This is a genomic window from Aeromicrobium sp. UBA7512 (assembly GCF_002476985.1).
GTDB lineage: Bacteria > Actinomycetota > Actinomycetes > Propionibacteriales > Nocardioidaceae > Aeromicrobium > Aeromicrobium phoceense.
In genome coordinates this window covers 410,694-424,097 of sequence record NZ_DLNK01000007.1, presented here as the reverse complement: position 1 = coordinate 424,097, position 13,404 = coordinate 410,694, and the positions used below count along the sequence as shown (strand labels likewise).

At 69.7% G+C, this 13,404-nt stretch carries 12 protein-coding genes; 3 read left to right on the top strand and 9 right to left on the bottom strand.

What is annotated here, in order from left to right:
* Window positions 1-18 precede the first annotated feature (18 nt).
* Window positions 19-1,494: a CCA tRNA nucleotidyltransferase gene (locus tag B2363_RS12905; RefSeq protein WP_286931534.1), complete on the bottom strand. Its 1,476-nt coding sequence runs from the start codon at window positions 1,492-1,494 to the stop codon at window positions 19-21.
* Window positions 1,495-1,540: 46 nt separating this feature from the next.
* On the opposite strand from B2363_RS12905, the gene B2363_RS12900 reads away from it, so the two are divergent.
* Complete coding sequence (locus B2363_RS12900; RefSeq protein ID WP_286930694.1) at window positions 1,541-3,124, top strand: ABC-F family ATP-binding cassette domain-containing protein; 1,584 nt, start codon at window positions 1,541-1,543, stop codon at window positions 3,122-3,124.
* Window positions 3,125-3,199: 75 nt separating this feature from the next.
* Here B2363_RS12900 and B2363_RS12895 read toward each other — a convergent pair whose 3' ends face one another.
* From B2363_RS12895 to B2363_RS12870, 6 genes are all read right to left on the bottom strand, one after another.
* Window positions 3,200-4,498 carry an ABC transporter substrate-binding protein gene (locus tag B2363_RS12895; RefSeq protein WP_286930693.1) on the bottom strand — a complete coding sequence of 433 codons (1,299 nt, stop codon included), beginning with the start codon at window positions 4,496-4,498 and terminating at the stop codon, window positions 3,200-3,202.
* A gap of 60 nt (window positions 4,499-4,558) precedes the next feature.
* A complete protein-coding gene (locus B2363_RS12890) occupies window positions 4,559-5,698 on the bottom strand; it encodes a branched-chain amino acid ABC transporter permease (RefSeq protein ID WP_286930692.1) in 1,140 nt (379 codons plus the stop codon).
* Window positions 5,695-6,591 carry a branched-chain amino acid ABC transporter permease gene (locus B2363_RS12885; RefSeq protein WP_078699635.1) on the bottom strand — a complete coding sequence of 299 codons (897 nt, stop codon included), beginning with the start codon at window positions 6,589-6,591 and terminating at the stop codon, window positions 5,695-5,697. The genes B2363_RS12890 and B2363_RS12885 overlap by 4 nt, the downstream gene beginning before the upstream one ends.
* Before the next feature lie 76 nt (window positions 6,592-6,667).
* Window positions 6,668-8,536, bottom strand: coding sequence for an AMP-dependent synthetase/ligase (locus tag B2363_RS12880; RefSeq protein WP_286930691.1), 1,869 nt, complete (start codon window positions 8,534-8,536; stop codon window positions 6,668-6,670).
* Complete coding sequence (locus B2363_RS12875) at window positions 8,533-9,324, bottom strand: ABC transporter ATP-binding protein (protein WP_231949000.1); 792 nt, start codon at window positions 9,322-9,324, stop codon at window positions 8,533-8,535. The genes B2363_RS12880 and B2363_RS12875 overlap by 4 nt, the downstream gene beginning before the upstream one ends.
* Window positions 9,325-9,396: 72 nt before the next feature.
* Entirely contained in the window at window positions 9,397-10,176 is a 780-nt protein-coding gene (locus B2363_RS12870; RefSeq protein ID WP_078699638.1) for an ABC transporter ATP-binding protein, read from the bottom strand.
* A gap of 142 nt (window positions 10,177-10,318) precedes the next feature.
* On the opposite strand from B2363_RS12870, the gene B2363_RS12865 reads away from it, so the two are divergent.
* Entirely contained in the window at window positions 10,319-10,915 is a 597-nt protein-coding gene (locus B2363_RS12865) for a TetR/AcrR family transcriptional regulator (RefSeq protein ID WP_181753587.1), read from the top strand.
* Window positions 10,916-10,934: 19 nt separating this feature from the next.
* On the opposite strand, the gene ppgK is transcribed toward B2363_RS12865, so the two are convergent.
* Window positions 10,935-11,684 carry a polyphosphate--glucose phosphotransferase gene (gene ppgK, locus B2363_RS12860; RefSeq protein ID WP_181753589.1) on the bottom strand — a complete coding sequence of 250 codons (750 nt, stop codon included), beginning with the start codon at window positions 11,682-11,684 and terminating at the stop codon, window positions 10,935-10,937.
* Between the two features lie 96 nt (window positions 11,685-11,780).
* Here ppgK and B2363_RS12855 point away from each other — a divergent pair, with 96 nt between their 5' ends.
* Window positions 11,781-12,728, top strand: coding sequence for a DUF808 domain-containing protein (locus B2363_RS12855; RefSeq protein ID WP_286930690.1), 948 nt, complete (start codon window positions 11,781-11,783; stop codon window positions 12,726-12,728).
* 16 nt (window positions 12,729-12,744) lie between these two features.
* Here B2363_RS12855 and B2363_RS12850 read toward each other — a convergent pair whose 3' ends face one another.
* Entirely contained in the window at window positions 12,745-13,365 is a 621-nt protein-coding gene (locus tag B2363_RS12850) for a LysE family translocator (protein ID WP_181753593.1), read from the bottom strand.
* Window positions 13,366-13,404 lie beyond the last annotated feature (39 nt).

Genomic DNA, 13,404 nt, shown 5'->3' with positions numbered 1-13,404 from the left:
GGCGTCCGCGGCTGCGACTCAGCGCGCGGCCCACCACGCGCGCAACGCCTCGATCGCCTGGTCCTCGGGCAGCGGACCGCGGTCCATGCGCAGGTCCAGCAGGAACCGGTACGCCTCGCCGACCTCGCGACCGGGACCGATGTCCAGGACCTCCATGATGCGGTTGCCGTCGAGGTCGGGGCGGATGGACTGCAGCTCCTCCTGCGCGGCCAGCTGGGTGATGCGCTGCTCCAGCTCGTCGTAGGTGCGCTGGAGGCGCAGCGCCTTGCGCTGGTTGCGGGTGGTGCTGTCGGCGCGGGTGAGGATGTGGAGGCGCTCGAGCTGGTCGCCCGCGTCGCGGACGTAGCGCCGGACCGCCGAGTCGGTCCACTCGCCGGTGCCGTAGCCGTGGAACCGCAGGTGCAGCTCCACCAGCATGGCGACGTCGTCGGTGATCTCGTTGGGGTAGCGCAGCGCCCGCATGCGCTTGCGGGCCAGCTTCGCCCCGACGACGTCGTGGTGGTGGAACGTGACGGTGCCGTCGCCGGTGAACCGTCGGGTGCGCGGCTTGCCGATGTCGTGCAGCAGGGCGGCGAGCCGGATCGTGAGGTCGGGACGCTCCTCGAGCCGGTGCTCGAGAGCGATCGCCTGCTCCAGCACGGTCAGCGAGTGCTCGTAGACGTCCTTGTGGCGGTGGTGCTCGTCGCGCTCCAGCTGCAGCGCCGGCAGCTCGGGCAGCACCCGCTCGGCCAGGCCCGTGTCCACGAGGACGCGCAGGCCCAGGACCGGATGGTCCGACAGCAGCAGCTTGTTCAGCTCGTCGCGGACGCGCTCGGCCGAGACGATCTGGATGCGGTCGGCCATCGCGGCCATCGCCTCGGTGACGTCGGACGCGGCGATGAAGCCGAGCTGGCCGACGAAGCGGGCCGCGCGCATCATCCGCAGCGGGTCGTCGCCGAAGGAGATGTCGGGACCGATCGGCGTGCGCAGGGTGCGGTCGGCGAGGTCGTCGAGTCCGCCGTGGACGTCGACGAACTCCAGACCGGGCAGCCGGACCGCCATCGCGTTCACGGTGAAGTCGCGCCGCGCGAGGTCGTCGTTCAGGTTCGTGCCGAACGCGACGACCGGCTTGCGCGACTGGGGGTCGTACTCGTCGGCGCGGTAGGTGGTGATCTCGAGGGTCTCGGTGCCCTTGCGGACGCCGATGGTGCCGAAGGCCCGGCCGACGTCCCACGTGGTGTCGGCCCAGCCCTTGACGATCTGCTCGATCTCGTCGGGCGAGGCGGAGGTCGTGAAGTCGAGGTCGGTGACGGGCCGGCCCAGCAGCGCGTCGCGCACGGGCCCGCCGACGAGGGCGATCTCGTGGCCGGCGCCGTCGAAACGGGCGCCCAGCTCGGTCAGCACGGGATGCGTCGCACCCAACTCGTCGAGGCGCGTCTTCTCGTGCGCGGTCAATTCGGCCACAAGGATCGAGTCTATCGGTCTCGGCGCTGCCTCACGTATGCTGGAGCGCATGGAGAACTGAGATCCCGCCACGCCCACCCGCGACCCGGAGATCTCCATGTCATCCTTCCTCTCTCTTTCCCATGCCTCGTTCGTGCTGCCCGAGGGGCGCACGATCCTCGATGACCTCACCTTCGGCCTCGGCCCCGGCCGCCACGGACTGGTCGGCGACAACGGGAGCGGCAAGTCCACGCTGCTGCGTCTGCTGGCCGGCGAGCTCGAGCCCACCTCGGGCTCGGTCGACGCGAGTGGCCGCAGGGCGTACCTCCCCCAGACCCGTGCCTCCGCCGGCGCGACGGTGGCCGACGTCCTCGGCGTCGCACCCGCGCTGGCCGCGCTCACGCGTATCGAGGACGGCTCGGTCGACCCGGCCGACTACGACCTCGTCGGCGACGGCTGGGACCTGCCCGACCGGATCGAGCGGTGGCTCGGGCAGGTGGGCCTCGCCGGTCTCGGGCCCGAACGACCCGTCTCGGCGGTGTCGGGCGGCGAGGCGACGCTGCTGCGGCTCGCGGGCCTGATGATCGCGGATCCCGCAATCCTGCTGCTCGACGAGCCCACCAACGATCTGGACGCCGACGCCCGTGCGCGACTCACGCGGATCGTGGACGAGTTCACCGGTGTCCTCGTGGTCGTCAGCCACGATCGGAGCCTGCTCGAGCGCGTCGACCACATCGGCGAGGTCCGTGGCGGTGCCGTCCGGTGGTTCGGCGGGCCGTTCAGCGACTACGCGGCCGCGATCGAGGCGGAGCAGGAGGCGGCGCTGAGGTCGGTCTCCGCGGCGAAGGCCGACGTCAGGCGCCAGCACCAGGACCTGATGGACCAGCAGGTGAAACAGGCGAGACGCGACCGCAAGGGCCGGGTGAACGCCGACAGCCTGCCGAAGATCGTCGCGGGCGCCTACCAGCGCAAGGCGGAGGTGACGTCGGGCCGGCTGCGGGGGATGCACGAGGGCCGGCTCGACGCGTCGCGAACCGCCCTGGCGACGGCGCAGGAGCGCCTGCGTGACGACCGCCGGATCCGGGTGGACCTGCCCGACACGGAGGTCCCGGCCCGTCGTGAGGTGCTGCGATCGGAGGGCGTGATCCCCGCGTTCGGGACGTCGCACCCCTTCGACCTCGACCTGCGGGGGCCCGAGCGGATCGCGCTCGTGGGGCGCAACGGTGCGGGGAAGTCCTCATTGCTGCGCGCGCTGCTCGGGCTGCAGGAGCCGAGGGCCGGGAAGTCGGTGGTCCACGTGCCGTGGCGATACCTGCCGCAGGGCGTCGACCTGCTCGACCCCGGGCGGACGGTGCTGGAGAACGTGCGGGACGCGGCGCCCGAGGCCGACCCGGGCACGGTGCGGGCCCAGCTGGCGCGCTTCCTGTTCCGAGGGAACGCCGTGGACCAGGTGACGTCCACGCTGTCGGGCGGCGAGCGGTGGCGCGCCACCCTGGCCAGCCTGCTGCTGGCGACCCCGGCACCGCAGCTGCTCGTCCTCGACGAGCCCACCAACAACCTCGACCTCGCGAGCATCGCGCACCTGACCGAGGTGATCGACTCCTACCGCGGGGCCATTCTGGTGGTCAGCCACGACGCGGCGTTCCTCGCCGACCTGTCGCTGGACCGCACGATCGAGGTCACCCGCCATGTCCCCTCCTGACCGGGGAGACTTCGCACCGTCAGGGCACGAGAAAGGGGGCCGGCCCACCGGGCCGGCCCCCTCACGTGTCGTGCGTCAGCCCTGCAGGGCGAAGCAGGGCTCGGTGTACTCGTAGCCCTCGGCCGTCGGACCGGCCGACATCTCCTGGACGATCGAGACGCCGGTCGGCGCCTCCTTGTCGACCCCACCGATGACGCTCTGGCGCCAGGCCACGTCGTTCGGCTCACCGGTCTGGTTGAACGCCTCGTCGGGCAGCATGCCCTCGTAGTCGACGCTGTCCAGCTCGGTCGAGGCCTTCACCACGTTCTCGCGGGTGATGCCGCCGTCCATGTCGGCCGCAGCCTTGAGCGCGGCGAGCAGCGGGTACTCCCACACCCAACCGGAGGTGTAGCCGTCGCTCGGCGAGTCCACGTCGGCGAGCGCGTCACGCATGGCCGCGTGACCGTCCGACTCGGTGCCCCACGGGCCCCACGGAGCCGCCTGGAAGTACATCGCCTCGAGCGCCGGAGCGGCCTCGGTCTGCAGCAGGGCCGGGTTCCACGTGGGGCTGGACCCCACGACGGTGCCCTTCCACCCCTGCGCAGCCGCGCCACCGAGGATCGTGGCCATCTCGGCCGGACCGGTGGTGACGTAGATCAGGTCGGGCTTCTCCTTCAGCACCGCCGCGACGGCGCCGGCCTGGTTGTCCTGGCCGGTCGCGGTCTCGATGGCCTTGAAGTCGAGGTTGTTGGCCTCGGCCGCCGCCTCGACGCCCGCCGCCGCGTCTCCGCCGTAGTCGTTCGGGTAGTGGATCGCGAGCACCTTGCCCTTGACGCCACGGTTCTTCACGGCCCAGTCGACGCCGTTCATGGCCTCGAAGCAGTAGTTCGCGCCCGATTGGAGGATCTGGTCCTCGAAGTCCCACGCGGAGTTCCACGAGGCCGGCACGCCGACGACGTTGTCGGACTTCATGTCCTCCAGGATCGCCAGGGTCTGCGAGGAGCCCAGCGTCTGACCCAGCGCCAGGATGTCGTTGCGCATCTCCTGGTACTTCTTGTTGTGGATCTCCGGGTTGTACTCGGCGTCAGCCACGTACTTGTCGATGTTGACGTCGTAGCCGCCCACGCCGCCGTCCTGGTTGACCTTGTTCCAGAAGGCCTTCTGGGCCTCGGTGATCGGAACGGCCAGCGGAGCGAACGGGCCCTTGGTGAGGTCGGAGATCGCACCCAGGTAGATGCAGCCGTTGTCCTCGTTCACGGCCTCGGGACAGGCCTCCTCGGTGATGCCAGGTCCTGAGGCACTGTCCTCGTCGCCTCCGCCACGGCAGCCTGCCAGCACGAGGGCCGCCACCGCCGCACCGGCGACCACGCGGGCCCACTGTCGGTGTTGCTTCATCTTTTTCCTCCTGGGTGGTTCGACGGTGCGGTTGCACCGCCACGGCCTCGCGGCCGGGGTCTAGTAGGAGAAGGGCCAGCCCTTCCAGTAGTTGCGGATCCGGGTCCATATCCCGAAGAGTCCGCGCGGCTCGAAGATCAGGAAGCCCATGATCAACAGGCCGTAGAGGATCGCCTCGAGCTGGAACACGGTCAGCAGCTCGCCCGGCACGTAGTGCGCGATGAACTGGCTGATCCGCGGCAGCAGGGCGATGAAGAGCGCGCCCATGATCGATCCGCTGATGGTGGCGACGCCGCCGATCAGCACCATGGCGAGGTACTGGATCGACAGCAGCAGGCTGAACGCGCCGGGCTCGAAGACGCCGATCACGGCGTAGTACAGCGCTCCGGTGACGCCGGCGAAGAACGACGACATCGCGAACGCCATCATCTTGTACTTCGTCAGGTCGACACCGATCACGGCGGCGGCCACGTCGCGGTCGCGCACGGCGCCGAACGCGCGGCCCACTCCCGAGCGGGCGATGTTGCGGCCGAGGATCGCGAAGACGATGAGGAACACCAGCGCGAGGAAGAACTGGGCCTGTCCGCGCGAGACGCCGGCGATGGGCTCCATCGCCGAGAAGTCGATGCCGAACAGCTCCAGCTCGGCACCGCGGCGGCCGACGCCGGGTCCGCCGGTGATGTTCCGGGCCTCACGGAAGATGTGGTCACCGAGGAACACGAGGCCGAGCGTGACGATCGCCAGGTAGAGGCCGCGGAGCCGCACGGCGAGCGGCCCGACCAGCAGTCCGGCGAGCGCGGCGACGATGCCGCCGGCCGGCAGCCAGATCCACATCGGCAGGCCGTAGCCGAGCACGGCGCTGTCGGGATCGCCGCCCAGCACCGCTCCGGTGTAGGCGCCGACGCCGATGAAGAAGGCGTGGCCCAGCGAGACCTGGCCGGCGTAGCCGGTGACCAGGTTCAGCCCGATCGCGCCGACTGCGGAGATCATGCCGAGCGTGAGCACCTGCAGCAGGTCGTCGGTGAGCAGGAACGGCACCAGGAACGAGGCGATGACGATCCCGATGACACCGCGCCGCTTGGCGGGGGTGTTGGCCAGGGTGAGGTCCTGGTCGTAGCTCGTCCGCAGCAGCGGGCGGCCGCGCAGACCGGTGGACTTCCGGGCCTGCTTAGAGGGCGCTGAGCGCAGCACGGTGCTCATACCCGCTCCACCTCCTTCGTGCCGAAGAGTCCATAGGGTTTGACCAGCAACACCACGAACATCAGTGCGTAGGGCGCGACGAGCGCGAAGTTGTTGCCCAGCCAGGGGGCCACGTCGGGCTGGTACACCGCGGTGAGCGACTCGACCACCCCCACGGCGAGCCCGCCGATGACGGCGCCCGGGATGCTGTCGAGGCCGCCGATGATGATGGCCGGCAGCGCCTTGAGCGCGATGATCCAGGTGTTCTGCTCGAGGCCGGCGCCCGTGGCGGCGACGAAGGTGCCGGCGATGGCCGCCAGCCCTCCGGCGATCGCCCAGGCCAGGGCGAAGATCGCGCCGACGCGGATGCCCTGCGCGAGCGCCGTCTCCTGGCTCAGGGCGGTGGCACGCATCGCCAGGCCGGTCTTGGCGTAGCGGAAGAACAGGGCCAGGGCGATGACCGTGACCGCGGTGACCGCCATCAGGCCGACGCGCTGGTGCGAGATCGACAGTCCCCAGAACTCGTAGCGCTCACTGCCGCCGGGGTAGGGCACCGAGCGCGGGTCCGGACCCATGTACCGGTTCGCGAAGATGCGCAGCACGATGTCGACGCCGATCGTGATGATCGCCAGCGTGAACACCGGCTTGCCCACCATCGGTCGCAGCGCGAGGCGCTCGACGAGCATGCCCAGCAGGGCGCCGAGGATGATCGCGACGATCAGGGCGGGCCAGAAGCCCAGGCCCCACTCGCTGGTGGCGTGGTAGGCGAAGAGTCCACCGCAGACCATCAGCGCCGGCTGGGCGAAGCTGATCACGTGCGTGGCCTTGTAGATCATCACGTAGCCCAGGGCCAGCAGGGCATAGATCGACCCCTGCGCCAGACCGCTGAGCAAGGACTGGAAGAACGTCGTCATGCCGTCACCTCCTGGGAAAGGGCACGGTAGGTAGGTGCCGGCATGACCGATTCCATGCTCACTCGCTGTCGCTCGTTCATGCCTTCACCTCGTGGGCAGCGCGGTCGGTGTCGGAGTAGAGGCCCTCGATGGCCTCGGCGAACCGCTCGTTGATGGCCGAGCGCTTGATCTTCTGGGTGGCGGTCAGCTCGCCCTCCTCGTGATCGAGCTCCTTCGGCAGCATCGCGAAGCGCTTGATCGTCTCCACGCTGGCGAACTTGCGGTTGGTCTCGTCGACGACCGACTGCACGAGCTCGATCACCTCGGGCTTCTCGGAGAGGTCGCGGTAGGTCGTGAACCCGAGCTTGCGGGCCTGGGCCCAGTTGCCCACCGTGTCGAGCTCGATGCCGATCAGCGCCGTCAGGTACTTGCGACGGTCGCCGATGACGATCGCCTCCTTGATGTACGGGGACGACTTGAGGCTGTTCTCGATCTCGCTGGGGCTGATGTTCTTGCCGCCTGCCGTGATGATGATGTCCTTGATCCGATCGGTGATCTTGATGTGCGTGCCGTCGACCCACTCGCCGACGTCTCCGGTGTGCAGCCAGCCGTCGGCGTCGACCGTCTTCGCCGTCGCCTCGGGGTTGTTCCAGTAGCCCGCGAACGTGCCGGCGTGACGGGTGAGGATCTCGCCGGTCTCGTCGTCGATCCGGATCTCGGCGCCCACCTGGGGCTCGCCGACGGTGCCGACCTTGACGCGTCCGGCCATGTTCGCCGTGGCGATCGCGGAGTTCTCGGTCATGCCGTAGACCTCGTGCATGGGGATGCCGATGCCCATGAAGAACTCCAGCACCTCCGGGGCGATCGGGGCGGCGCCCGACGCGGCGTAGCGGACCTTGGCCAGCCCGAGGCGCTCGCGCAGGGGGCGGTAGAGGCAGACCCAGCCGATCGCGTAGACCGCCTTGGTGGCCGCGGTGTGGTTGCCCTGGTTCTCCACGAGCGTGCGCCCGATCCAGGCCGCCCGCTTCATCCAGAAGTCGAAGTTCTTGCGCTTCAGCCAGGAGGCACCGCTCATCCGGATGTGCACGCCGGCGGCGATCTTCTCCCAGATGCGGGGCACGCCGAACAGCAGCGTGGGCTGCACCTCGCGCAGGGCCTGCTGGACCGTCTCGATCGACTCCGCGAAGTTCACCTGCGAGCCGACGGCGGCGTTGAACCACGTGGTGAACACGCGCTCGGCCACGTGGCACAGCGGCAGGTAGGAGACGACGAGGTCGCGGTCGCTGGCCGGCGGGTCGACGAACGCGCCGCCGCTCTGGAGCGTCTCGATGACGAACTCGATGTTCGAGATCGACAGCATCGCGCCCTTCGGCGGGCCGGTGGTGCCGGAGGTGTAGACGAGCGTCGCGAGGTCGCCGGGCTCGGCGGCCTCGACTCGCTCGGTGACGGCACCGGGGTGGTCGGTGCGGTGCTGCTCGCCGAGGGCGAGGAAGTCGTCCCACGACATGAGGCGCGGGTCGTCGTAGCGACCCGCGATGCCGCGCGGGTCGATGTAGACCACGGTGCGCAGGTCGGGCAACTCGTCCGCGATCTCGAGGTACTTGTCGATCTGCTCCTGGTCCTCCGCGATGAGGACGCAGGCACCGGAGTCGCGCAGGACGTGCAGCACCTCGGGCGCGGGGTTGGTCGGGTAGAGGCCCACGGTGCCGGCGCGGACGGCGGTGATGCCGACGTCGGACCACAGCCACTCGCACCGGTTCTCGCTGTGGACGGCGACGCGGTCGCCGATCTCGACGCCGAGCGCGAGCAGGGCGTGGCCCACGAGCTCGGAGCGGTCCCAGTAGTCGGCCCAGGTGACCTCCTCCCAGAGGCCGTAGTTCTTCTCACGCATCGCGATGCGGTCGGGCGTCTCCTCGGCGCGGGTGCGGATGCGGCGCGCCAGGGTGTTCGTTGCGGTGGTGTTCATGCGAGCTCCCCCTGCACCTCGGCCAGCGTGGCGTCGTCGACCGGGCCGAGGTAGGCGCGGATGACGTCGGGGTGCGACTGCACCTCGTGCGGCGTGCCGGTGGCGACCGGCTTGCCGAAGTCCATCGCCATGACCCGGTCGGCCAGGTCCATCACGAGTCCCATGTCGTGCTCGACGAGGATCATCGGGATGTGCAGCTCGTTGCGGATGTCGAGGATGAACCGGGCCATGTCCTCGGTCTCCTCGCCGTTCATGCCGGCGACCGGCTCGTCGAGCAGCAGCAGCTTCGGCTCCATCGCGAGGGCGCGGCCGAGCTCGATGCGCTTCTGGATGCCGTAGGGCAGCATCCCGACGGGAAGCTGGCGGTAGCCCTCGATCTCGAGGAAGTCGATGATCTCCTCGACGCGGCGCCGGTTGCGGACCTCGGCGTGCTTGGCCTTGCCGAGCCAGGCCACCGCGGAGGGCCAGCCGTAGCCGACGTGCGCGTGGCGACCGAGCATGAGGTTGTCGACGACGTCGAGGTTCTCGAACAGCTCGATGTTCTGGAACGTGCGAGCCATGCCGAGGTTCGCGATCTTGTGCGGGCGCATGCCGCGGATGTCGGTGCCGGCGAAGTCGACCGTGCCCTGCTGCGGGCGGTAGACGCCGGACAGGACGTTGAAGATCGAGGTCTTGCCGGCTCCGTTCGGGCCGATCACCGCGAAGAGCTCGTTGTCGAAGACATCGAAGTCGACGCCCTGCAGGGCCTTGACCCCGCTGAACGACAACTCGACGCCTCGGACACTCACGACAGGTTCAGACAAGGGACCCTCCGGGACGGGACGGTGTGGAAAGAGAATGGAGATGGGGGGACGCGGAGCTCACGAGAGCCAGCGCTTCCTGCGCTTGTAGTGCTTCACGTCGCGGTAGCTGGTGGCCATGTCGCCGCGGCCGAGGTAGAAGTCGCGGATGTCCTCGTCGTCGAGGAGCTCGGCGGCCGGCTTGTCCATCACGATCTTCCCGTGCTCCATGACGTAGCCGTGCTGCGCGATCGAGAGCGCCATCGTGGCGTTCTGCTCGACCAGCAGCACCGTGGTGCCGCGCTCGTTGATCTGGACGACGATGTCCTTGATCTGCGCGACGATGCGCGGGGCGAGGCCCAGGCTCGGCTCGTCGAGGAGCAGGATCTCGGGCTGGGCGACCAGCGCGCGGCCCATCGCGAGCATCTGCTGCTCGCCGCCGGAGAGGTAGCCCGCGGTCTTCTTGCGGCGCTCCTTCAGTACGGGGAAGAGCTCGTAGACCTCCTCGATGCCCTCCGAGAGGTTGCCGCGGCGCGTGTGGCCGCCGACGCGCAGGTTCTCCTCGACCGTGAACTCGCTGAACACGCGTCGGCCCTCGAGGACCTGACCCAGGCCCGCGGCCACGATCTTCGGCGCGTCGGCCGTGTGGATCGGGGTGTCGCGAAGCCGGACCTCACCCTTGGTGATCTCGCCGTCGTGGATGTCGAGCAGGCCCGAGAGGGCGCGCAGCAGAGTCGTCTTGCCGGCGCCGTTGGCTCCCAGGAGGGCCACGATCTGGCCTTCCGGAACCGACAGGCTCACGCCGCGCAGGACCAGGATGACGTCGTTGTAGACGACTTCGAGGTTCTTGACCGTCAGCAAACCTTCACTCCCTCTGAATTGTTGGCAGCCCCCTCAACTGAAGGTGACGCAATCCTCACATACGTTGTGAGTCAAGTCACTATATATCTACACTCGGTGTGTCGAAAGTCTGCGGGGTACTCCTCTCCGCCACGATGGAGCGGTGGGATCAATGGAATACCGGCAGACCGACGGTCGGATGCAGCGCAGCGAGCGCACGCGGGCCCTCATCCTCCAGGCGCACGCCGATCTCCTGCGCGAAGGTGTCCTCAAGCCGACGGCAGCGCTGATCTCCGAGCGTGCGGGCGTCTCGCGCCGCACGCTGTGGTCGAACTTCCACGACATGGAGAGCCTGCTGGGCGCCACCGTGGACTACTGGTTCCGCCTCGACGACCAGCTAAGAACGGTGATCGACCCTGGCGCCCCGCTGGAGGATCGGATCAGCCGGTTCTGCGCCGAGCGCGAGCGGCGCCTGGTCAACATCGCCCCCGCCGCGCGCGCGGCCGTGCTGGGCGAGCCGGTCTCCCCGGCCCTGCAGGCCAGCCGGCGCGGTCACATCGGGCGGGTGCGCTCCGACATCGAGAACGCGTTCGCGACCGAGCTCGCGAAGGCCGACGACCCCACGCAGCTCGTGGACGCGATCACGGTCGCCACGAGCTGGAACGCCTGGTCACTGATGTTCGACGACCACGGCTACCCCGCCCCCCACTGCCGTGAGGTGATGGAGCGCGCCGTGCGCGCCCTGCTCGCCGCGGTGTGAGACCGCTCGACCGAGCGGTTCAGCCGCGGGCGCCGAGGGCGGCCGCGCCGATGATCCCGGCGTTGTTGCGGTGCTCGGCCGGCACGATCGGGGTGCGCAGGTCCAGCAGCGGCAGGAACTTCTCGCTGTTCTTGCTCACGCCGCCGCCGACGACGAAGAGGTCGGGCGACAGGATCCGCTCGAGGTGGCTGAAGTACACCTGCAGGCGGTCGGCCCAGTCCTCCCACGTGAGGTCCTCGCGCTCGCGGGCGCTCGTGGCGCACCACTTCTCCGCGTTGGGGTGACCCGCCACCTCGAGGTGGCCGAACTCGGTGTTGGGCACCAGCGTGCCGGCGTTGATGAGGGCCGAGCCGATCCCGGTGCCCAGAGTGATGACGCAGACGAGGCCGTCCTCCTCGCGGGCGGCGCCGTGGTCGTTCTCCGCCACACCGGCGGCATCGGCGTCGTTCACCACGTGGACGCGGCGGCCGAGGACCTCGGTGAAGAGGGCGTCCACGTCGGTGTCGATCCAGGTGGGGTCGATGTTCGCCGCCGACCGGGCCACGCCGTGCTGCACGACCGCGGGGATGGCCACGCCGATCTGCGGCACGTCGGCCGCGTCGGGGAAGTTGTCGACGATCTGCTTCGCGACCTCGGCCACGGCTCGGGGAGTGGCGGGCTGGGGTGTGGGGATGCGGAACCGCTCGCCCACGAGGCTGCCCGAGTCGAGGTCGACCGGTGCCCCCTTCGTTCCCGTGCCGCCGATGTCGATGCCGAAGCCCAGAGCCATGACCAGAACCCTAGCCCTCGACGGGCCGTGCCGGCCGCGCACACCGGACACGACCGTCCGTTCGTGGCACTCGGTGATCGGCCGTACCCTGAGCGCATGGCTGGAGGACTTGTCGCCCTGCTCGACGACGTGGCAGCACTCGCCCGACTCGCGGCGGCGTCCGTCGACGACGTCGCGGCTGCGGCCGGCAAGGCGAGCGCGAAGGCGGCCGGCGTGGTCGTCGACGATGCCGCCGTCACGCCGCGCTACGTGCACGGCGTCGACCCCAAGCGCGAGCTGAGCATCATCGGGCGGATCGCCAAGGGCTCGCTGCGCAACAAGATGCTGTTCATCCTGCCCGGACTCCTGGTGCTGAGCGAGTTCCTGCCCTGGGTGCTCACCCCGCTGCTGATGCTCGGCGGCACCTACCTGTGCTTCGAGGGTGCCGAGAAGATCTGGCACGTCCTGAACCCGCACGAGGAGAAGAAGGAGGAGCCCAGCACCGCGCAGGGCCCCGAGGCCGAGAAGCAGGTCGTCTCGGGCGCGATCCGCACCGACTTCATCCTCTCCACCGAGATCATGGTCATCTCCCTCAACGAGGTGGCCGACGAGTCACTGATCTCGCGTGCGGTGATCCTGGCGATCGTGGCCCTGGGCATCACCGCCCTCGTCTACGGCGTGGTGGCGCTGATCGTGCGCATGGACGACGTGGGCCTGGGCCTCGCGGGCCGCCCGTCGAAGCTGGCCCGGCGGGTGGGTCGCCTGCTCGTGGTGGCGATGCCGAAGGTGCTGTCGGCGCTGGCGATCATCGGCATCGCGGCGATGCTCTGGGTCGGCGGGCACATCATCCTCGTGGGCACCGACGACCTCGGCTGGCACACGATCTACGGCTGGGTGCACGACCTCGAGCACTGGATCGCCGACATCATGCCCTTCGCCGACGGCGCCTTCGAGTGGGTGGCCAACACGGCCGCGTCCGCCCTGCTGGGCCTGCTGATCGGCGCCGTCGTGGTGCTCCTGGTCAACGGGGTCAAGCGGCTCATCGGCGGCCGCGCCAAGCACTGACCTCGCGCCGGCCGGGTCAGGACTCGACGGCGAGCGCGGTGGCGAAGCCGAGCATCACGGCTCCGGTGGTGCCGTCGACCGTGCGACGGAAGGCGGGTCGCACCAGCCTCGTCGCGGCGGCGTGCGCCACCTCGATGACGACGAGCAGCACGACAGCACCCACGGCCACCAGCGTCAGCGCGTAGGCGAGGAGTGCCGGCAGGCCCTGGCCGGGCGAGACGAACTGCGGCAGCACGGCGAGGTTGAACGCCAGCACCTTCGGGTTGGTGATGTTGCAGACGAAGCCCTGGCGGAAGGCGGCACGCCGGCTGACCGTCGCCATGCCCGGGCCCACGGCCCAGGCCCCGCCGTCGCGGTGCAGCGCCGAGCGCAGCGCGGTGATGCCGAGCCAGGTCAGGTAGGCGACTCCCGCCCAGCGGATCGCCTGGAAGGCGGGCTCGGCGTGTGCGATCACGGCGCCCAGGCCCGACGCGGCGAGGATGCCCTGCGCCGCGCACGCCAGCGTGATGCCGGCCGCGGTGAACAGCCCGCGCCGCCGGCCGCCGAGCACCGAGGCGCGCAGGGTCAGGAACGTGTCCGGCCCCGGGGCGACCGCCAGCAGCGTCGCGAACAGCAGGAAGGACAGGTAGGTCGTCACCCTCGGATCGTAGGGCCCCGAAACGGCGAGACGCACCGG

Bases quoted from the DNA above. Each gene is read 5' to 3' on its own strand.
- B2363_RS12855 (WP_286930690.1), top strand. From the start codon at position 11,781: ATGGCTGGAGGACTTGTCGCCCTGCTCGACGACGTGGCAGCACTCGCC.
- B2363_RS12905 (WP_286931534.1), bottom strand. From the start codon at position 1,494: ATGCGCTCCAGCATACGTGAGGCAGCGCCGAGACCGATAGACTCGATC.
- B2363_RS12900 (WP_286930694.1), top strand. From the start codon at position 1,541: ATGTCATCCTTCCTCTCTCTTTCCCATGCCTCGTTCGTGCTGCCCGAG.
- ppgK (WP_181753589.1), bottom strand. From the start codon at position 11,684: ATGGCTCTGGGCTTCGGCATCGACATCGGCGGCACGGGAACGAAGGGG.
- B2363_RS12885 (WP_078699635.1), bottom strand. From the start codon at position 6,591: ATGACGACGTTCTTCCAGTCCTTGCTCAGCGGTCTGGCGCAGGGGTCG.
- B2363_RS12880 (WP_286930691.1), bottom strand. From the start codon at position 8,536: ATGAACACCACCGCAACGAACACCCTGGCGCGCCGCATCCGCACCCGC.
- B2363_RS12890 (WP_286930692.1), bottom strand. From the start codon at position 5,698: ATGAGCACCGTGCTGCGCTCAGCGCCCTCTAAGCAGGCCCGGAAGTCC.
- B2363_RS12895 (WP_286930693.1), bottom strand. From the start codon at position 4,498: ATGAAGCAACACCGACAGTGGGCCCGCGTGGTCGCCGGTGCGGCGGTG.